Consider the following 18,883-nt stretch of genomic DNA (forward strand, 5'->3'; position numbering starts at 1 on the left):
AATCGGCTGTGGCGATCGAACAGATCCTCGATCTCGAGCAACTTGAGGTCAACATCTACCGCGGCAGCGTGTTCAGCCCGGAGTCCGGCTTCCTGCAGCGCACGTTTGGCGGACACGTCGCCGGCCAGTCGCTGGTTTCGGCGGTACGCACCGTCGACCCGCGCTACCGGGTGCACTCCCTGCACGGCTACTTCCTGCGGCCCGGAGATGCGTTAGCGCCCACCGTGTTCATCGTCGAGCGCACCCGCGACGGCGGTTCGTTCGCCACCCGGCGGGTCAACGCCATCCAGCACGGGGAAATCATCTTCAGCATGGGGGCGTCCTTCCAGACCGATCAGGAAGGCATTCATCACCAGGATCCGATGCCGGCCGCGCCGCCGCCCGACGGGTTGCCCGGGCTGGATTCGATCAAGGTCTTCGACGATGCCGGGTTCAAGCAGTTCGAGGAGTGGGACGTCTGCATCGTGCCGCGCGATCGCTTGGAGTTGTTGCCCGGCAAAGCATCTCAGCAGCAGGTGTGGTTTCGTCACCGTGATCCGCTGCCGGACGACCCGGTGCTGCACATCTGCGCGCTCGCCTACATGAGCGACCTGACGTTGCTGGGTTCGGCCCAGGTCACCCACCTCGACGTGCGCGAGCAGCTGCAGGTGGCATCGCTGGACCACGCCATGTGGTTCATGCGGGCGTTCCGGGCCGATGAGTGGCTGCTCTACGACCAGTCCTCGCCGTCGGCCAGCGGCGGTCGCTCGCTGTGTCAGGGCAAGATCTTCACCCAGTCCGGCGATATGGTCGCGGCGGTCATGCAGGAGGGGCTGACCCGCTTCAAGCGGGGACACCAGTCGTGAGCCGCCCGAAGATCGGCGTTTTGGCGCTGCAGGGCGACACTCGCGAGCACCTGGCGGCGCTGCGCGATGCCGGGGCGGACTCGCTTCCGGTGCGCCGCCGTGACGAGATCGAGTCGATCGACGGGCTGGTCATCCCGGGCGGTGAATCCACCACGATGAGCCACCTGCTGGCAGACCTCGACCTGCTCGAGCCGCTGCGGGCGCGGCTGGCCGACGGGCTTCCGGCCTACGGCGCGTGCGCCGGCATGATCATGCTGGCCAGCGAGATCCTCGATGCGGGCGCCAACGGGCGCCAGGCGCTGCCGCTACGCGCGATTGATATGACGGTGCGGCGCAACGCTTTCGGGCGTCAGGTCGATTCGTTCGAGGGCGATGTCGAGTTCGCGGGTCTAAGCGGCCCGGTGCGGGCGGTGTTCATCCGGGCGCCGTGGGTCGAGCGGGTCGGCGACGGCGTGCAGGTGCTGGCCAAGGCCGCCGGACACGTCGTCGCGGTCCGGCAGGGCCAGAAGCTGGCGACGGCATTTCATCCGGAGATGACGGGGGACCGGCGCATCCACCAGCTGTTCGTCGATATCGTGCGCGGCGGCAGCTAGCGCGTGCTCTCGTTCGGGACGTTGCGCTGGGACTGCCGCAAACCCGGCGCGTCCGGGTCGTCGTGCTGATGCTCGAGTTGCTCCTGCTGCAGGCGCTGCTCTTCGGTGGACTGTCTGGCGTCCTCGGGCTCTTTCGGCTGATTCACCCGGTTAGGTTCGCCCGAATCGCCCCCGGCGAAACCGCCGAGTCCGCGTCAGCGCGCACTGGATGCACAGTGGCAGGCAAAGCCGCCCCGGCCGTCCACGTAGACTTGTCGGCGAACTTTACGTAACAGAAGAGGTAGAACACACCGATGAGCGGCCATTCCAAGTGGGCCACCACCAAGCACCAGAAGGCCGTCAAAGACGCGCGCCGTGGCAAGGAGTTCGCCCGGCTGATCAAAAATATCGAGGTCGCCGCCCGCACCGGCGGTGGTGACCCGGCCGGCAACCCGACCCTCTACGACGCCATCCAGAAGGCGAAGAAGACCTCGGTGCCCAACGACAACATCGAACGGGCCCGCAAGCGCGGCGCCGGCGAGGAAGCCGGTGGCGCCGACTACCAGACGATCATGTACGAGGGCTACGGCCCCAACGGCGTGGCCGTGCTGATCGAATGCCTCACCGACAACCGCAACCGCGCGGCCGGCGAGGTCCGGGTGGCGGTGACCCGCAACGGCGGCACCATGGCCGACCCGGGCTCGGTGTCGTACCTGTTCACTCGCAAGGGCGTCGTCACGCTCGAGAAGAACGGCCTGTCCGAGGACGACGTGCTGACGGCCGTGCTGGAGGCGGGCGCCGAGGACGTCAACGACCTGGGCGAGAGCTTCGAGATCATCTCCGAGCCGACCGACCTGGTCGCGGTGCGCACCGCACTGCAGGACGCCGGCATCGACTACGACTCGGCCGAGGCCAGCTTCCAGCCGTCGGTCAGTGTGCCGGTCGACGTCGACGGCGCCCGCAAGGTGTTCAAGTTGGTCGACGCCCTCGAGGACAGCGACGACGTGCAGAACGTCTGGACCAACGTCGATCTGTCCGACGAGGTAATGGCCGCCCTCGACGAGGACTGATTAGTCGTATCCGTGCCGCATGTCTTCGACGATGCGCGGGTTGTCCAGCGTGGACGGTTCCAGCGGACGCGGCGCGATGTCGTCGGAGAACACCGTCGCGGCTTGCAGCACTTGCGGACTGAGGTAGCGCAGCGGCGGTGCGTCGGCGGGCATGGTGGGTACCGGGGCGGCCGTGCCGGCCTGCGCGGGATGTGCCAACGCGAAACCCCAGTCACCGAACGTCGGCACATGCACGTGGTAGGGCGTGACGGCGTATCCCGCCGAACGCATCGTCGACACCGTGCGCCAGAATGCGGTCGGCGTGGAGAACGGGCTGCCCGCCTGGACCACAACGAGCCCATTCGGCGAAAGCGCCTGCGCGACAAGGGCATAGAACTCACTCGAATAGAGTCGACCCAGAACCGGGGTGTCCGGGTCCGGCAGGTCGACGATGACGGCGTCGAAACCCCCGGGCGGGCTGAGGTCCGGGTGGGGTGCCCGGAGCCAGCGCATCGCGTCGTCGATCACGACGGAAACCCGCGGATTGTCCAGCGCGCCGGCATTGGCGTCGTGCAGGGTGGTGCGGGCGATCTCGATCACCGCGGGGTCGAGCTCTACTTGCACGATCTTGTCTATTCCGTGCTGGCGCAATAGTTCTCGTGCTGCCAGACCGTCGCCACCGCCCAGGACCAGCACCGAGCGGGCGCCCCTGCCGAGCGCGGGATAGACGAGACTCTCGGTGTACCGGTATTCGTCGCGGGTGGAGAACTGCAATCCACCGTCCAGATATAGCCGGGTGTCGTTGTCGCGACGGGTGACCACGATCTCCTGGTAGGCGGTGTGCCGGTAGGCGATAATCGGGTCGGCGTAAAGCCTTTGGCGGCTGGTCGTTTCGATGTCGTGCGCGTTTACCAGCAGCACGACCAGCAGCCCGAGGGCCGCGGCGAGTGCACACAGTGCCGTCACCAACTGCGCGGTGGTGATGACCCGGCGCAGCAGGAACATTGCCACGATGGCCGCCGCGACCAGGTTGATGACGCCGGTGGCCGCAGCGCCGCGGATCATTCCGAGATGCGGCAGCAAGGCAAACGGCCAGACCAACCCGCCGACCAGAGCTCCGAGGTAGTCGGCCGCGTTGAGGTTGGCCAGCGTGCGCCCGGTATCCGTCGCTGTGTCCTTGACGGGGCCACCGCGCCCCTGCTGCAGCAGCGTCATCAGCAACGGCACCTCGGCGCCGACCAGCCCGCCGATCAGCGCGGTGCCCAGCGCCAGCACCCACGCCGATCCGATGGTGCCGTCCAGGAACGCGAACACCGCGTACAGCGCCGCGGCGGACAGGCCGCCGATGATGCCCAGCAGCGCCTCGACGGCGACGAAGACGATGCCCGCGTGTCTCAGCAGCGGCTTGATCGTCAGCGCACCCACGCCGAGGGCGGCGATGTAGCCCGCGACGATCAACGACGTGGCGACGATGCCGCCGCCGTTCAGGCTGGCCGACAGCGTCAGCAGCGCCAGCTCGTAAATGATGCCGCAGGCCGCACAGGCCGCGACGGCGGCCAGCAGCAGGGCCCGCCAGCGTGTCGACGGCTCGGCGGCGTGCGCGGTTTCCTGCGTGGCGGTCATGACACCGCGGCGGCCGTCACCGCCCCGACGGCCAACAGCATCAGCGCGACCGCGAACGACCCGGGGTGCAGCTCGGGCTCGTCGATGTGTTCGTGGAAACTTCCCGGGATCACCAAATGCAGTGTCAGCAAAGCGATTCCCAACAGGATTACACCCATGAGGCCGTACACCGCCACACCGACCAGTCCCTGCCCCAACTGGCTGTAGCTGTTGACGATGGAGCTGACGATCACCGTGGTGAGCGAGACATACATCGCGCACGCGACCACGACGGCGTTGGGGCGGCGATCGACGAACACCATCTGGCGCAGCTTGCCCGGGGTCAGCGCGTCGACCATGTAGAAGCCGACGATCAGGACGGCCATGCCGACGACGAAGTACAACAGCGTCGCGACGACGCCTTTGAGGACGGGGTCGAGATCCACGTTCCCGATATCGAAGGCGAGGTACACGGTTGTCTCCTTTGCTATTTGGTTCCACCCGGCCCGCCGGGACTACCGCCGGAGCCGCTCGACGGGGACCCGGGACTGAACCCGGGGCCGAGGAAGACGTAGGAGCCGTGGCTGTAGCCGGCGCCGAGGCTTTCGACGCGAATGCTGCACGGGTGGTTAGCATCTGGGCCGACGGTTACGATGTTGTCGCTATAGCGCAGGTACTCGTTGTTGTCGTTGTCGGCACGCGCCTCGGGTTCCTGATAGTCGGCGAGCGCGTCGGCGACCTGATCGGGCGATCCACTGCACAGGTACCGCGTTGCGTTGGCGTCGCGCGAGTACTCGCGGTAGTTGCTCGCGACATAGCCTGCAATGTCCTTCTGCAGCAGGATGATTCCGATCACCAACGACACCACCGACGCCGCGGCCAGCCCGCCGGCGAGCGAGAACAGCTGTTTGCGGCTCACGGATGCCACCGGCTCGCCGTGTGGACCACCACGCCGCCGGACCCGAGGGGTCGCTGCGGGTACAGGTGCCACGTCTGCCAGCGCCAGCCGATGCCGTCGGGTTCTGCGGACAACACGGTCAGTGCGGCGTCATCACCGGGGAAAGTGCCACCAAGCCAAGCGGTTTCGGCTCGGCATCGATCCCGCAGCTGGTGCGCCAATTGCCGAAACATCGCTTCGTCGTGCGTGCTGGTGCGCGATTCCAGCGCATAACCGGAGGCTTCGGCGCGCTCGGGCAGCGTCGCGGTGTCGCTGTCGGCGGTGCAGGACACCTGCTCGGAGAAGGTGGTCGCGGCGTGCTCGACGGTGACCAGATGTGAGGCGCCGAGCACTGCGAGCCGCAGTGTGCCGCCGTCGGGGTGTCGCAGCGAATGGCTGGCCAGCAGCGGCGGTTCGGGCGCGTTGAGGGCCAGGCGCAACGTGCTCCCGGAGACGTCGGCCGGAGCTACGGCGAGCTGATAGAGCGGCACCGCGCGGTCCTACGCAGAGCCCGGCGTGGGCGCCGGGTAGACGGTGAGCTCGCCCGGTGAGACCGGCTTGCCCGTCGAGATCTCCCAGGGCGTACCGGGTGCCCAGCGCTCGAAGGACAGCAGCGCGGTCTCGTCGGCGTTGGCGCAGTCGACGAACTCCATCTCGCCGCCGGCGGGCAGGCCGGTCGTGCCCTCGGTCGTGTACGAGGCGCGGCCGCGCTCCGTCTCGTGAAACGCGATCCCGTCGACCAGGTACTGATCGCCGGGCTGCAACGCGACGTCCTTGCGGGTGACCCACATGACGAGCTCGAGGCGTCCGTCGTCCTCCTCGACGGCGAACCAGGTCGGCACGTCGCCGCCTTCCAGCAGGTGCTCCCACCACACGAACGGCCCCTCGCGGAAGGTCACCGACCCGCGGACCACGTAGTCGACACCGCCGTAGCTGACGATCGCGCCGGGACCCAATTGCCGGGGCCCGAATTGTGGCATCGCGTCGAAGGACAGCGGATCGCGGCGCCCGCGCGGCTGGGCCGCTGCCCGGGGCCGTTTCGCAGCGATGACAAGGACGACGATGGACGCGATGAACAGCACCGCGGCCAGCACTACCAGCACTGTTCCCACGCAAACCCTCCCGTCGCCGCGGCGGTGGAGCGAACGTTGGCTTAAGTTAACAGCTTTTGGCGGGTCCCGAGGCGTGTCCTGCTCGGTGCCGCCGGACTCGACCGCTAGGCTATCGAACAGCTGTTCGGTACTAGGCGGGAGCATGCTATGCGGGTGATGGGCGTCGACCCCGGACTGACCCGATGCGGGCTGTCCGTGGTGGAAAGCGGGCGCGGCCGACATGTCGTCGCGCTGGACGTCGACGTGGTCCGTACCCCGTCGGATGTCGCGCTGCCGCAGCGACTGCTGGCCATCAGCGACGCCGTCGAGTACTGGCTGGACACCCACCGTCCCGACGTGATCGCGATCGAGCGGGTGTTCGCTCAGCACAACGTGTCGACCGTGATGGGCACCGCGCAGGCCGGCGGTGTGATCGCGCTGGCGGCGGCCAAACGCGATATCGGCGTGCACTTCCACACGCCCAGCGAGGTAAAGGCCGCGGTCACCGGCAACGGCACCGCCGACAAAGCTCAGGTTACCGCTATGGTCACCAGAATCCTTGAGCTGCAAGCCAAACCGACGCCGGCCGACGCGGCCGACGCGCTGGCGCTGGCCATCTGTCATTGCTGGAGGGCGCCGATGCTGGCCCGGATGGCGGCGGCCGAGGTGATGGCCGCCGAGGCGCGCCAGACCTACCGGGCGAAGCTGGCCGCCAAGACCAAGGCCGCCAGGGCGGGGGCGCGCCGATGATCGCCTCGGTGCGCGGTGAGGTGCTCGAGGTGGCACTCGATCATGTGGTGATCGAAGCCGCCGGTGTCGGGTATCGGGTGAACGCGACGCCGTCGACGCTGGCCACGCTGCGGCACGGCAGCGAAGCCCGCCTGATCACCGCGATGATCGTTCGGGAGGATTCGCAGACGCTGTACGGGTTCGTCGACAACGAGACCCGCGACCTGTTCCTGACGCTGCTGTCGGTATCCGGCGTCGGGCCGCGGCTGGCGATGGCGACGCTGGCCGTGCACGACGCCGCGGCGCTGCGCCAGGCACTTTCCGACGGCGACGTCACCGCGCTGACCCGGGTGCCCGGCATCGGCAAGCGCGGCGCCGAGCGCATGGTGCTGGAGTTGCGCGACAAGATCCATGCCGCCGGTACGCCCACGGCGGCACCGGCGGTAAACGGCCACGCGGTGCGGGGCCCGGTGGTCGAGGCGCTGACCGGGTTGGGCTTCGCGGTCAAACAAGCCGAGGATGCCACCGACAGCGTGTTGGCGGCCAGTCGCGAAAAAGGCGAGCAGGCAACGACTTCCGACGTGTTGCGGGCCGCGCTGTCATTGCTGGGTAAGACCAAATGAGCGACGAGGACCTCGAGGACTACGCGGATCGCGAGCTGTCTCCGACGCTGACCGTCGGCGAGGGCGACATCGACGTCAGCCTGCGGCCGCGCTCACTGCGCGAGTTCATCGGCCAGGCCCGGGTCCGCGAACAGTTGCAGCTGGTCCTCGAGGGGGCCAAAAACCGCGGCGGCACACCGGATCACATTCTGCTGTCCGGCCCGCCGGGGTTGGGCAAGACGTCGCTGGCGATGATCATCGCCGCCGAGCTCGGGTCCTCGCTGCGGGTGACGTCGGGCCCGGCCCTGGAGCGCGCCGGCGACCTGGCCGCGATGCTGTCGAATCTGGTCGAGCACGACGTGTTGTTCATCGACGAAATCCACCGCATCGCGCGGCCGGCCGAAGAGATGCTCTACCTCGCCATGGAGGACTTCCGCGTCGACGTCGTGGTGGGCAAAGGCCCTGGGGCAACATCGATTCCGCTGGAGGTGGCGCCGTTCACGCTGGTCGGCGCGACCACCCGGTCCGGCGCACTGACCGGTCCGCTGCGGGACCGCTTCGGCTTCACCGCGCATATGGATTTCTACGAGCCGGCCGATCTGGAGCGGGTGCTGGCCCGTTCGGCCGGGATCCTCGGCATCGAGCTGGGCGCCGAGGCCGGCGCGGAGATCGCCCGGCGCTCGCGCGGCACGCCACGGATCGCCAACCGACTGCTGCGCCGGGTCCGGGACTTCGCCGAGGTCCGCGCCGACGGAGTGATCACCCGCGACGTCGCCAAGTCCGCGCTGGAGGTCTACGACGTCGACGAGCTCGGGCTCGACCGACTGGACCGGGCAGTGCTGTCGGCGCTGACCCGCAGTTTCGGCGGCGGCCCGGTCGGGGTTTCGACGCTCGCGGTGGCGGTCGGGGAGGAGGCGACCACCGTCGAAGAGGTGTGCGAGCCGTTTCTGGTGCGCGCCGGGATGATCGCGCGCACGCCGCGCGGGCGGGTGGCCACCGCGCAGGCCTGGACCCATCTGGGGATGACACCGCCGGCCGGGGTGTTGCAACCGGGGCTATTCGAGTAGGAGGCGCCATGATCACCGCCGGACTGGCATTCGCCGCGCTCGCGGCGTTGTTGCATGTCTACATCTTCACGATGGAGTCGTTGACCTGGACCTCGCCCCGTACCCGCGCGACCTTCGGTACCACGCCCGAGGAGGCCGAGACTACCAAGCTACTGGCCTTCAACCAGGGCTTTTACAACCTGTTCCTGGCGATTGTCGCCGGCATCGGGATCGCCGAGATCGCGATGGGACACCGGGCCGTCGGTGCCGCGCTGGTCTTTGCCGGGGTCGGATCCATGGCCGCGGCCGCGGTCGTCCTGGTGGTGTCGGCGCCCGACAAGGCCAGGGCCGCGGTGACGCAGGGCATCTTCGCGGTGACCTCGGTCGTGCTGCTGATACTCGGCCTGGCTCTGTAACACAAGAAACACCGGCCACACGGGTCACGGCGCCGGGGCGACCAGAGGTTATAACCGGGAACCGCAGGGTATCCACGCGGTGCTGAAGTAGTCCGGCGTCAATAGGGGGATGTAATGAACTACGCACAAGACGGCCATCCGGGCAGGTTGTGGATGCCTCGCTCCCGCGGTGCGATTTGCGGGTTGATTCTGATCGTTCTGGGTGCTTGGGGTGCGTTGATACCGTTCGTCGGTCCGCACTTCAACTTCGCCTACACACCGAACCAAGAGTGGGCGTGGACCACGGCCCGCGGCTGGCTCGAAGTGCTGCCCGGCGGCGTCACCGCGCTCGGCGGCTTGCTGCTCGTATTTTCCGGGAACCGGGCCACCGCGATCGTCGGAGGCTGGCTGGCCGTGCTGGCCGGCACCTGGTTCGTGATCGGTGGTGAGCTCGCTCCGATGCTCGGAATCGGATCTGCCGGAGATCCGGTCGCCGCGACCGACCGCAAGCGCGCCGCGCTGGAGATTTCGTACTTCTCCGGTCTGGGTGCCTTGATCGTCTTCGTGGGTGGCATCGCGCTGGCGCGCCTGGCGGTGCGGCTGGCCAGTGACATCGAAGCACTCGCGCGGGTGCGTTCTGCGGCGCCGGCGGCCGGCGAACCCGTTTACATGTCGGGGCTGGAAGAGCCGCACCGCGAGGTCGAGCCGGACGCACTGACCACTCCGCGGGTGGAGTCGTCCGGCGACTCGAAGACCGGCGGATGGCGCAAACAGCGTGCCGGCGCCGCGCCCGCAGCGGGCGCGAATTACCTGCGCTGGCCGCATCCTCAGAGTTAAAGGCCCAACAAAAAGTTCGCCGGCCCTTCGATTGGGCCGGCGAACTTTTTGGCAACTCAGAGCAGGCCGATGAGCCGCAGGTCGCTGACGTACTTCGCGATGATCGGCGCGCCGATGTGCGGAATGTCTTTGTCCGGACCGACTTTCGCGTCCTGGACCGCCGCACGGAATCGATCGGTCGGTGCCATCGACCCGCGGATCGGGTGCTCGGGCTTCTGATAGTTGTGCAGCAGCGGCAACAGCGAAGCATTGCGCTGCTTTTCGGGTAGGCCGCGCAGAGCGGTCTCGAACCGCGGCAGCCAGTCGCCGTAGTCGTCGATCCGCTGGATCGCGTTGCCGTCGGCGATCAGCCAGTCGACGAACGTGTCCATCGAGATGCCGTCGTCGTAGGGGTTCATCACGTGGTAGGTCTGGAAGCTCTCCACGTTCTGCGCACCGAGCGTCGAGACGGCCTCGGCGATGAACTCCACGGGCAGGCCGTCGTAGTGGGCCCGCTGCCGGTTGCCGTCGGCGTCGCGCTCGTAGAACGAACCCGGCGCGATGCCGGTGGCGACCAGGCTCAACATCATCCGGGTGAACATGTCCGGCACGTTGAGCTGACCGGCGTAAGTTGTGTCGGCCAGGATCATGTCGCACCGGAACACCGCTACCGGCAGACCGCACAGGTCATTGGCCTCGCGCAGCAACACCTCGCCGGCCCACTTGCTGTTGCCGTAGCCGTTGGCGTAGCTGTCGTTGATCTGCCGGGTGGCACTGATCTGGCGGATGTCGGCGTCCTCGGTGAACTGCCCGGGCTTGATCTGGTCGCCCACCCCGATCGTGGACACGTAGGTGTACGGCTTTTGCTTGCCGGTCAATGCGATTCGGATCAACTCGGCGGTGCCCAGCGCGTTGGGGCCGAACAGTTCGCTGTACGGCAGCACGTGGTTGACCAGCGCCGCCGGGTCGACGATCAGGTCGACGGTGTCGGCCAGCCGCTGCCAGGTCTGCTGATCCAGGCCGAGGTTGGCTTCGCCCTTGTCTCCGGCGAGCACCTCGAGGTGGTCGCCGGCCAGCGTCTGGTAGTGCGCCAGCAGTGTGGGGTCACCGCTGTCGAACGTCTTGTCCAGCCGGGCCCGTGCGGCGTTGTCGTCCTTGGCCCGCACCAGGGCGATCACCTTGCCGTCGACCAGGTCCATGCGCTCCAGCCAGTCCAGCGCCAGGTAGCGGCCCAGGAAGCCGGTCGCGCCGGTCAGCAGGACCGTGCGGACCTCGGTCGCCGGCGCCGGTAGGTTCGGTGCGGCCTCCAGCGTCGCCGCGTCGATGAACTTGTCCAGCGTGAGATCACTGGCGTGCACCTCGCCCGTGCTGTCCTTGCTGGAAAGACCGTGCACCGCCGCGAACGTGGGTCGCTTGGTGCCCTCGCGCTCGGTTTCGATGTAGGCCGCGATCGAGGCCAGGTCGCTGGCCGGGCTGACGATCACGCCCACCGGTACGTCGACGTCGAAGATCTCGTGCAGCAAGTTACCGAATGTCAACGCCGACAACGAGTCTCCACCCAGATCGGCGAAGTGGGAGTCCGGGTTCAGCTCGGTGGTCGCGGCTCCCAGCAGCGCGGCCGCGGCCCGGCTCACCGTCTGCAGCACCGGGGCGGTGGCGCCGCTGCGGCGCAACTCGCCCAACTCGTTGGCCTGGCCTTCGGCCAGCTCCGCGTAGAGCTGCTCGAGCCGTTCTCCGTACTGCTGCTTGAGCTTTGGCCATGCCAGCTTGCGGATACCGGTGAGCAGACCGTTCTCCAGCGTGAAAGGCGTTGTCTCGATCAGGAAGTCGCGCGGAACCTCGTAGGACTGCAGCCCGGCCTCCTTGGCGACGGCCAGCAACGAATCGGCGATCGGCGCCTTGACCCCGTCGGCCCCGTAGTGCGACAGCGCCTCGTCGGTGGGCACGACGACCGCCAGCAGGTAGGGGTGAGCGCTGTTGCCGTAGACGTAGATCTGCCGGATCAGCGGGCTGTTGCCGAACACCGCCTCCAGCTTGGCCACCGTGACGAACTCGCCCTGTGCGAGCTTGAGCACGTTGTTGCGGCGATCGACGTAAACGACCTTGTTGGGCGCGATCTCGGCGACGACGTCGCCGGTCCGGTAGTAACCCTCGGCGTCGAACACGTCGGCGGTGATCTCCGGGCGCCTGTAGTAACCGGGGAACATGTTCTCGGTCTTGAGCAGCAGTTCGCCCCGCGGATAGGGCCGGTCGGTGGCGAAGTAGCCCAGATCGGGGACGTCGGCCAGCTTGTAGTCGATGACCGGCGGGCGCTGCACCTCGCCGTCGAACAGCACCATGCCCGCCTCGGTGGAGCCGTAGCCGTCGAGCAGGTGCATGTCGAGCAGGTTCTCCACCCAGGTCTTCAGCTCGGGAGAGGTGGGCGCCGAGCCCGTCATCGCGAAGATGAACCGCCCGCCCAACAGGCCCTGCGCCAGCTCGTTCATCACGTCGGCTTCGTTGTCGCCGCGGTCGACCTTGCGTAGGTACTCGGCGTAGATCGTCTCCCAGATGCGCGGCACGAAGTTCATTTCGGTGGGCCGGACCAGCGCCAGGTCTTCCAGCAGCGTGGACAGGTCGCTGCGCGCGGCGAAGTACGCCGTGCCGCCGTTGCCCAGCGTGCCGTAGAGCACGCCGCGTCCCATGACGTGGCTCATCGGCATGAAGTTCAGGGTGATCGAGGCGGCCGTCTCGCCGAACCAGTTACGGCTCGACCGTCGCCACATCTTGCCGACATTGGCCCGCGGATACATCGCGCCCTTGGGCGCGCCGGTGCTGCCGGAGGTGTAGATCAGCAGTGCCAGCGCGTCGTCCTCGACGTCGGCGGCGGGGGTGGCGGGCAATGCCGCGCCGCGCTCCAGCAGCTCGCCCAGCGGTTCGACGGTCACCGCGGCGTCGGTCAGCCGGGTGGCCGCGCTCTGAACGGACTCGCGCTGGTCGTCGACTTCGGGGTGGTAGTCGAAGACCACCAGCTTGGCGGGACGGTGGTCGCCGCTCAGGATCAGCTCGACGGCATCGGAGAGCTGGTCGACGCTGGAGGCGAACACAGCCGGTTCGGTCTCGGTCACGATCGGCTTGAGCTGCGCAATCGCGGCGCTGGTCTGCAGGGGCACCGACACCGCACCGATCTGGGCCAGGGCGACGTCGATGGTGGTGAAGTCGACGCTGTTGAAGCCCAGCACCGCGACACGGTCGCCGACGCGCACCGAGTCCGCGCTCAGCGCGCGGCCCAGCGCGGCGACGCGGTCGCTCAGCTGGCGGTAGGTGATGGTCTCGAAGCGGGGGAGCAACTCGGCCGAGGTGCGTCCGGTCTTCGGGTCTTTGACGAACTCCACCACGCGCTGACCAAGGGCCGGGCGGTCGGCGTAACCATCGAGAACGGTCTGGATGACCTGCGGAAGGCGCAGTTCGGACTTCTCGAGGGCCTCGGCGACGGCCGGGTCGGGCTTGGCGGCGGCGAACTGTGGGTCGTTTGCGGTCAGGGCTTCGATGCGGCGTTCCAGCCGCTCTTCACGCGTAGTCGTCGACATAACAGTCCTCGCATCACTGGGAAAGGGATCCTTGGCGCCACACTGCGCCGACATAAAGAACGTTAGCAAAGCTAAAGGTATTCCAACACTGCTCTCGTGTGTGAGATCGCCCACTTCGAGTTGCAGATCCCGGCGGCTTCTGGCTTACCGCGCGGCCCGGGAGTCGGCAGCTTCGCGCGTGCGCGCCGTTGCGCACTGCCCTGTAGAACGGGGATTTGTGGCAGACCGTTCCGCTCGCGCGTGCTGGACTTACGGCGCAACCGATGCCGCGCGTACGCAGCTCCCAGGCCGGCCGGTGCTCGCGGACCGGGGGCGCACCGCCATCGGCCACCAGAACCACCGCCCCAACAGGGCCGCGATGGAGGGCGTCATCAACGCGCGAACCAACAGCGTGTCGAAGAGCAGGCCGACACCGATGGTGGTGCCGATCTGCCCGATGGCGCGCAGATCGCTGACGACCATGGACGCCATGGTGAAGGCGAACACCAGCCCGGCATGCGTCACGACCTTTCCGGTGCCGCCCATCGCACGAATGATGCCGGTGTTCAGCCCTGCATGGATCTCTTCTCGGAAACGCGAGACCAGCAACAAGTTGTAGTCGGATCCGACGGCCAGCAGCACGATCACCGACATCACGAGCACGAGCCAATACAGCGGGAAGCTCATCAGGTATTGCCAGAACAGCACGGATAGCCCGAACGATGCGCCCAGCGAAAGCGCGACCGTACCCACGATGACCGCCGCCGCGACAAAGGCCCGGGTGAGAACCAACATGATGACGAAAATGAGACACAGTGACGAGGTACCGGCGATCAACAGATCCCATTTGGCGCCCTCCGATGTGTCTTTCAGGATGGCGGCGGTTCCCGCCAGGAAAATCCCGGCATTCGCAAACGGAGTCGTCTTGAGGGATTCCTCGGCCGCGATCCGAATCGGCTCGATACTCGCGATTCCCGCGGCCGTCGACGGATCTTGTCGGTGCTCGATGATGAAACGAGCGGCGTGCCCGTCCGGCGACAGGAACCCATTCATCGCCCGCCGAAAGTCTGTGTTGTCGAACACCGCGGGCGGTAGGTAGAAGGTGTCGTCGTTGTGGGCGGCGTCGAAAGCCTGTCCCATGGCGGCCGGGTTCTCACCCATCTGGTCGACCTGCCCGATGATGCCCGCCATGGTGCTGTGCATGGTCAGCATCATGGTCCGCAGCGACTGCATGGTCGAGATCATCACCGGCAGTTCAGCATTCAGCCGCGGCATCAGCTCGTCGACGCGGTCGAGATCGGTCGCCAGTTCGGCGAGTTTGTCGCTGATCTCGTTGACGCCGTCGAAGGAGTCGAACAGCGATCTGATCGCCCAGCAGATCGGAATGTCGAAACAATGCTTCTCCCAGTAGAAGTAACTGCGGATAGGCCGGAAGAAGTCTTCGAAATCCGAAATATCGTCTCGCAGATCATTCGTGATCGCGACGGTGTCATGGGTATTCAGCGCGAGGTGATGGGTCGCGCTCGAGAGCTCTTGCATCAGGTCATACAGACGCTGCGTGATGGCGATCGTCTTCGTGATCTCGTCGGCCTGTCTGAGCAGATCTTTCGCCCGCTCCTGCTGAAACTTCATGTTCTGCAACTGCGCGGAATTGCGCAGGCTCATCTGAAACGGCAGGGTCGTGTGTTCCAAGGGCAGTCCGGTGGGCCGGGTGATCGCTTTGACCCGCCAAATTCCGGGAACGGCGAGTACGGCCTTCGCCAGCTGATTCAAGACCAGAAAATCCGATGGATTGCGCAGATCATGATCCGTCTCGATCATCAAAATCTCGGGTTTCATCTGCGCCTGGGAGAAATGGCGTGCGACGGCCTCGAATCCTTTGTTGGCCGGGATCACCGCGGGCAGATACGCGCGGTCGTCGTAGCTGGCCCGGTATCCGGGCAGCGCCAATAGTCCGACCAGTGCGACCGCCAGCGTCGCGGCCAGAATCGGCGCGGGCCAGCGAACGGTCGACGTGCCGATGCGCCGCCAATGACCAACCTGGACAAGCCTTTTCGGCTCGAACAGACCGAAACGGCTGCCGACGGCCAGCACCGCCGGCGCCAGCGTGAGCGCTACCACCGTGGTAACCACGATCCCGACCGCGCAGGGCACGCCGAGCGTTTGGAACGACGGCATCCGGGCGAAGCTGAGACAGAAGATCGCCCCGGCGATCGTCAAACCGGAACCGGTGATGACGTGCGCGGTGCCGCGGTACATCGTGTAGAACGCGCGGTCGCGGTCCGCACCGGCCAGCCGGGCCTCCTGGTAGCGGCCGATGATGAAGATTCCGTAGTCGGTTCCCGCGGCGATGGCCAGCGAGGTCAGCAGGCTGACCGCGAAGGGCGTGAGGCCCATGGCGCTGTGGTCCACCATCAGCGCGACGGCTCCGCGCGCCGCACCCAATTCGATTCCGACCGTGACGAGCAGCGCGAGCACGGTGGCCACCGAGCGGTAGACCAGCAGCAGAATGAGAAAGACCACGGCAACCGTGGTCAGTGTCAGCTTGAGCGCCGACGCGCCGCTGCTGTGGCGCAGATCCGCGGCGAAGGCCGCGCCGCCGGTGATCCCGACCGCGAGGCCCGGTGGTGTGGGCAAGCGACCGACGGTAGCGCGGACCGCCTCGATGGATTCGGTCGCCAGAGCCTCGCCTTGGTTACCGGCCAGGTTCACCTGAACCAGTGCGGCTTTGTCGTCATTGCTTTGGGCGCCCGCGGCGGTGAGCGGATCGCCCCAGAAGTCCTGGATGCTCTGCACGTGCTTGCGATCGGCACGCAAGGTGCGGACCATCGCGTCGTAGTACTTGTGGGCAGCGTCGTCGAGGCTGTGCTCACCCTCGACGACGATCACCGCGGAACTGTCCGAATTGCCTTCCTTGAACACCTCGCCGATGTGCTTGGTCGCTTGAAATGACGGCGCGTCCTTGGGGACCAGCGAGACCGAGTGCTCTTCGGACACCGCCTCGAGCTGCGGGACGGCGACGTTGAGGACGACGACCAAGCCAAGCCAGACCAAGATGATCGGGGTGGCGAGCCGGTGGATCGTCCGGGCCATTGGGCCGCTCTGCTACAGGTCGGCCAGCAGCAGGCGCAGCACCTCGAGTCCCTCGGTGAGTAGCTCGTCGCTGATGGTCAGCGGGGGCAGCAGCCGAATGACATTGCCGAACATCCCACAGGTCAGCACGATGATTCCGGCCGCACCGGCCGCGGTCGCCAGCTTGTTCGTCAGCTCCGCGTCGGGGTCGCTGGTGCCGGATTTGACCAGCTCGACGGCGATCATGGCGCCGCGGCCGCGCACGTCGCCGATCCGGTCGTCGCCGGCCTGCATCCGCAGCAGCACGTCGAAGATCAGCCGCTCGATGTGCTGGGCGCGCTCGATCAGGCCGTCGTTCTCGATGGTCTCGATGCTGGCCAGGGCCGCCGCGCAGGCAACGGGGTTACCGCCGAAGGTGCCACCCAGGCCGCTGACGTGCGGGGCGTCCATGATCTCAGCGCGGCCCGTCACCCCGGAGAGCGGCAGCCCGCCGGCGATGCCCTTGGCCGTGCAGATCAGGTCGGGCTCGATACCCTCGTGCTCGCAGGCGAACATCGCCCCGGTGCGCGCGAACCCGCTCTGCACCTCGTCGGCGATGAACACCACATTGTGCTTGTGGCACCAGTCGACCAGCGCGGGCAGGAAGCCCTCGGCTGGGACGATGAATCCGCCCTCGCCCTGGATCGGCTCGATGATGACGGCGGCCAAATTGGCGGCGCCGATCTGCTTCTCCAAGACGCCGATCGCCCGCGCCGCGGCCAACTCGCCGTCGGTGGCCAGGTCCTTATCGAGCAGCCCATCGCGGTACGGGTAGGACATCGGCGCCCGGTAGATCTCCGGTGCGAACGGGCCGAAGCCGCTCTTGTAGGGCATCGACTTGGCGGTCAGCGCCATCGTCATGTTGGTGCGGCCGTGATAGGCGTGGTCGAAGGCAGCGACGGCGGGTTTGCGGGTGTAGGAGCGCGCGATCTTGATGGAGTTCTCGACGGCCTCGGCACCGGAGTTGAACAGCACCGACCGCTTCTCGCCCGAGCCCGGGGTGATCCGGTTCAGCTCCTCGGCGACCGTGATGTAGGACTCGTACGGCGTGACCATGAAGCAGGTGTGGGTGAACTCGGCGACTTGTGCGCGCACCGCGTCGACCACTCGCGGCGCGGAGTTGCCGATCGTGGTGACGGCGATGCCCGAGCCCAGGTCGATCAGGCGATTCCCGTCGACGTCCTCGACGATGCCGCCACCGGCACGCGCGACGAACACAGGCAGGCTGATGCCGACGCCGTGGGACACCGCCGCGGCGCGGCGCTTGTTGAGTTCCAGCGACAGAGGACCGGGGATTTCGGTAACCAGCTGGCGGGTCTGTTCGAGGCTGGCCACGACGTCCTCCTCCCGGCGACACGCGTGTCGCGTCGCGCTGAAAGCCTATCCGTAGGACTGGTCTTGGCGCCTGCCGAGGATGCGGCCCGACCGCGCGCCTCCGGGCCTGCCAGACTGGACGGGCACACACCGACGCGTTGCGCGGTGTGTGACCTCCGGGTCGCTCGGCACCGACCGTTGGAAAACCCGGCAATACCGATACGAAAGACAGGCACGTTTCGATGGAAAGTTTGGTTTTGTTCCTGCCGTTCCTGCTCATCATGGGCGGGTTCATGTACCTGGCGTCGCGTCGCCAGAAGAAGGCGATGCAGGCCACCATCGACCTGCACGAGTCGTTGCAGCCGGGGGATCGCGTGCACACCACGTCCGGCTTGGAGGCCACCGTCGTCGCGCTCACCGACGACACCGTCGACCTCGAGATCGCGCCCGGCGTGGTGACCACCTGGATGAAGCTGGCGATCCGCGACAAGATTCTGCCGGAGGACGACTTCGACGAGGACGAGGACGACGACGTGGACGAGTCCGACGACGCCCGGGGGCCGGCCGGCGAGAGCCACGTGACCAAAGATCAGTGACCACAGCGGTCCGATGAGCGGTTTCCGCCAACCGGGCACGTAGGCTCTGTCGGGAGCCAGAAACCGATTACCAAGGAGAGATAAGGAAAGTGGCATCGTCTTCGGCGCCGGTGCACCCTGCCCGCTACCTGTCGGTTTTCTTCGTCTTGCTGATCGGCGTGTACCTGCTGGTGTTTCTCACCGGGGACAAGCACGCCGCCCCGAAGCTCGGCATCGACCTGCAGGGAGGCACCCGCGTCACCTTGACCGCGCGCACTCCGGACGGCTCCCGCCCGAGCCGGGAGGCTCTCTCGCAGGCGCAGCAGATCATCAGCTCGCGCGTCAACGGCCTGGGCGTCTCCGGTTCTGAGGTCGTGGTCGACGGTGACAACCTGGTCATCACGGTGCCCGGCAACGACGGCAACGAGGCCCGCAACCTGGGCCAGACCGCGCGGCTCTACATCCGCCCGGTGCTGAACTCGGCGCCCGCCCAAGCCGCCGAACCCAAACCCCCGGCCGGTCAGCCCGCACCGCCTGCCGGTCAGCCCGCACCGCCTGCCGGTCAGCCCGCGCCGCCGCCGGCCGACGCCCCGCCACCGGACGCTCCTCCGCCGCCCGCACCGGTGCAGCTGGCGTCCTTCGACCAACCGG

18 protein-coding genes and 1 pseudogene are annotated in these 18,883 nt (G+C 67.2%); 10 read left to right on the forward strand and 9 right to left on the reverse strand.

Annotation, left to right across the window (positions count from 1 at the left end; genetic code table 11):
- Window positions 1-8 precede the first annotated feature (8 nt).
- On the forward strand, window positions 9-845 hold the full coding sequence (gene tesB / locus ACAG21_RS23765) for an acyl-CoA thioesterase II (protein WP_370498711.1): 837 nt from the start codon (window positions 9-11) through the stop codon (window positions 843-845).
- Window positions 842-1,438: a pyridoxal 5'-phosphate synthase glutaminase subunit PdxT gene (pdxT, locus tag ACAG21_RS23770; protein ID WP_370498712.1), complete on the forward strand. Its 597-nt coding sequence runs from the start codon at window positions 842-844 to the stop codon at window positions 1,436-1,438. The genes tesB and pdxT overlap by 4 nt, the downstream gene beginning before the upstream one ends.
- Here pdxT and ACAG21_RS23775 read toward each other — a convergent pair.
- Entirely contained in the window at window positions 1,435-1,584 is a 150-nt protein-coding gene (locus ACAG21_RS23775; protein ID WP_370498713.1) for a hypothetical protein, read from the reverse strand. The two genes, pdxT and ACAG21_RS23775, sit on opposite strands and share 4 nt — an antisense overlap.
- 147 nt (window positions 1,585-1,731) lie before the next feature.
- Between ACAG21_RS23775 and ACAG21_RS23780 the strand changes: the two genes are divergently transcribed.
- Window positions 1,732-2,487: a YebC/PmpR family DNA-binding transcriptional regulator gene (locus ACAG21_RS23780; protein ID WP_370498714.1), complete on the forward strand. Its 756-nt coding sequence runs from the start codon at window positions 1,732-1,734 to the stop codon at window positions 2,485-2,487.
- Here the strand turns inward: ACAG21_RS23780 and ACAG21_RS23785 are convergent, their stop codons facing one another.
- Genes ACAG21_RS23785 through ACAG21_RS23805 form a run of 5 tightly spaced genes read right to left on the reverse strand, consistent with a single transcriptional unit; the run spans window position 2,488 to window position 6,117 of the window.
- Window positions 2,488-4,089, reverse strand: coding sequence for a polyamine aminopropyltransferase (locus tag ACAG21_RS23785; RefSeq protein ID WP_370498715.1), 1,602 nt, complete (start codon window positions 4,087-4,089; stop codon window positions 2,488-2,490). It abuts the gene before it with no gap.
- A complete protein-coding gene (locus ACAG21_RS23790) occupies window positions 4,086-4,541 on the reverse strand; it encodes a DUF350 domain-containing protein (protein ID WP_096286582.1) in 456 nt (151 codons plus the stop codon). Before ACAG21_RS23790 ends, ACAG21_RS23785 begins: the two co-directional genes overlap by 4 nt.
- Before the next feature lie 14 nt (window positions 4,542-4,555).
- Window positions 4,556-4,987: a DUF4247 domain-containing protein gene (locus ACAG21_RS23795; protein ID WP_370498716.1), complete on the reverse strand. Its 432-nt coding sequence runs from the start codon at window positions 4,985-4,987 to the stop codon at window positions 4,556-4,558.
- Window positions 4,984-5,496: a DUF2617 family protein gene (locus ACAG21_RS23800; RefSeq protein ID WP_370498717.1), complete on the reverse strand. Its 513-nt coding sequence runs from the start codon at window positions 5,494-5,496 to the stop codon at window positions 4,984-4,986. The genes ACAG21_RS23795 and ACAG21_RS23800 overlap by 4 nt, the downstream gene beginning before the upstream one ends.
- A gap of 9 nt (window positions 5,497-5,505) precedes the next feature.
- A complete protein-coding gene (locus tag ACAG21_RS23805; RefSeq protein WP_370498718.1) occupies window positions 5,506-6,117 on the reverse strand; it encodes a DUF4178 domain-containing protein in 612 nt (203 codons plus the stop codon).
- A 147-nt stretch (window positions 6,118-6,264) separates the two neighbouring features.
- Here ACAG21_RS23805 and ruvC point away from each other — a divergent pair, with 147 nt between their 5' ends.
- The 5 genes from ruvC to ACAG21_RS23830 all read left to right on the forward strand — a co-directional run bounded on the left by ruvC (window position 6,265) and on the right by ACAG21_RS23830 (window position 9,705).
- On the forward strand, window positions 6,265-6,846 hold the full coding sequence (gene ruvC, locus ACAG21_RS23810) for a crossover junction endodeoxyribonuclease RuvC (protein WP_370498719.1): 582 nt from the start codon (window positions 6,265-6,267) through the stop codon (window positions 6,844-6,846).
- Entirely contained in the window at window positions 6,843-7,448 is a 606-nt protein-coding gene (gene ruvA, locus ACAG21_RS23815) for a Holliday junction branch migration protein RuvA (RefSeq protein ID WP_370498720.1), read from the forward strand. Before ruvC ends, ruvA begins: the two co-directional genes overlap by 4 nt.
- Complete coding sequence (gene ruvB, locus ACAG21_RS23820; protein ID WP_370498721.1) at window positions 7,445-8,494, forward strand: Holliday junction branch migration DNA helicase RuvB; 1,050 nt, start codon at window positions 7,445-7,447, stop codon at window positions 8,492-8,494. Before ruvA ends, ruvB begins: the two co-directional genes overlap by 4 nt.
- A gap of 8 nt (window positions 8,495-8,502) precedes the next feature.
- A complete protein-coding gene (locus ACAG21_RS23825; RefSeq protein WP_370498722.1) occupies window positions 8,503-8,889 on the forward strand; it encodes a DUF1304 domain-containing protein in 387 nt (128 codons plus the stop codon).
- Window positions 8,890-9,003: 114 nt separating this feature from the next.
- Window positions 9,004-9,705: a hypothetical protein gene (locus tag ACAG21_RS23830; protein WP_370498723.1), complete on the forward strand. Its 702-nt coding sequence runs from the start codon at window positions 9,004-9,006 to the stop codon at window positions 9,703-9,705.
- 56 nt (window positions 9,706-9,761) lie between these two features.
- On the opposite strand, the gene car is transcribed toward ACAG21_RS23830, so the two are convergent.
- The 3 genes from car to gabT form a co-directional block, all read right to left on the reverse strand.
- The gene (car, locus tag ACAG21_RS23835) at window positions 9,762-13,253 is read right to left on the reverse strand and encodes a carboxylic acid reductase (protein ID WP_370498724.1); all 3,492 of its coding nucleotides are present in this window, start codon (window positions 13,251-13,253) and stop codon (window positions 9,762-9,764) included.
- A 249-nt stretch (window positions 13,254-13,502) separates the two neighbouring features.
- Window positions 13,503-16,325 (reverse strand): RND family transporter, encoded by a 2,823-nt coding sequence (locus ACAG21_RS23840; RefSeq protein WP_370498725.1) that lies wholly within the window; start codon window positions 16,323-16,325, stop codon window positions 13,503-13,505.
- A 12-nt stretch (window positions 16,326-16,337) separates the two neighbouring features.
- Window positions 16,338-17,678 (reverse strand): 4-aminobutyrate--2-oxoglutarate transaminase, encoded by a 1,341-nt coding sequence (gene gabT / locus ACAG21_RS23845; RefSeq protein ID WP_370498726.1) that lies wholly within the window; start codon window positions 17,676-17,678, stop codon window positions 16,338-16,340.
- A 221-nt stretch (window positions 17,679-17,899) separates the two neighbouring features.
- Between gabT and yajC the strand changes: the two genes are divergently transcribed.
- Together yajC and ACAG21_RS23855 are read left to right on the forward strand one after the other, a co-directional pair.
- Window positions 17,900-18,253: a preprotein translocase subunit YajC gene (gene yajC / locus ACAG21_RS23850; protein WP_370498727.1), complete on the forward strand. Its 354-nt coding sequence runs from the start codon at window positions 17,900-17,902 to the stop codon at window positions 18,251-18,253.
- 89 nt (window positions 18,254-18,342) lie between these two features.
- Window positions 18,343-18,883, forward strand: a pseudogene (locus ACAG21_RS23855) (protein translocase subunit SecD); the annotation flags it as partial.

Origin of the sequence: Mycobacterium sp. pR1184 (assembly GCF_041287235.1) — a bacterium.
Classification (GTDB): Bacteria; Actinomycetota; Actinomycetes; order Mycobacteriales; family Mycobacteriaceae; genus Mycobacterium.

What these genes read in the sequence shown, in the direction of transcription:
- ACAG21_RS23780 (WP_370498714.1), top strand. Translation starts at nt 1,732, where the DNA reads ATGAGCGGCCATTCCAAGTGGGCCACCACCAAGCACCAGAAGGCCGTC.
- ACAG21_RS23785 (WP_370498715.1), bottom strand. Translation starts at nt 4,089, where the DNA reads ATGACCGCCACGCAGGAAACCGCGCACGCCGCCGAGCCGTCGACACGC.
- ruvC (WP_370498719.1), top strand. Translation starts at nt 6,265, where the DNA reads ATGCGGGTGATGGGCGTCGACCCCGGACTGACCCGATGCGGGCTGTCC.
- ruvA (WP_370498720.1), top strand. Translation starts at nt 6,843, where the DNA reads ATGATCGCCTCGGTGCGCGGTGAGGTGCTCGAGGTGGCACTCGATCAT.
- ruvB (WP_370498721.1), top strand. Translation starts at nt 7,445, where the DNA reads ATGAGCGACGAGGACCTCGAGGACTACGCGGATCGCGAGCTGTCTCCG.
- ACAG21_RS23825 (WP_370498722.1), top strand. Translation starts at nt 8,503, where the DNA reads ATGATCACCGCCGGACTGGCATTCGCCGCGCTCGCGGCGTTGTTGCAT.
- ACAG21_RS23830 (WP_370498723.1), top strand. Translation starts at nt 9,004, where the DNA reads ATGAACTACGCACAAGACGGCCATCCGGGCAGGTTGTGGATGCCTCGC.
- car (WP_370498724.1), bottom strand. Translation starts at nt 13,253, where the DNA reads ATGTCGACGACTACGCGTGAAGAGCGGCTGGAACGCCGCATCGAAGCC.
- ACAG21_RS23840 (WP_370498725.1), bottom strand. Translation starts at nt 16,325, where the DNA reads ATGGCCCGGACGATCCACCGGCTCGCCACCCCGATCATCTTGGTCTGG.
- yajC (WP_370498727.1), top strand. Translation starts at nt 17,900, where the DNA reads ATGGAAAGTTTGGTTTTGTTCCTGCCGTTCCTGCTCATCATGGGCGGG.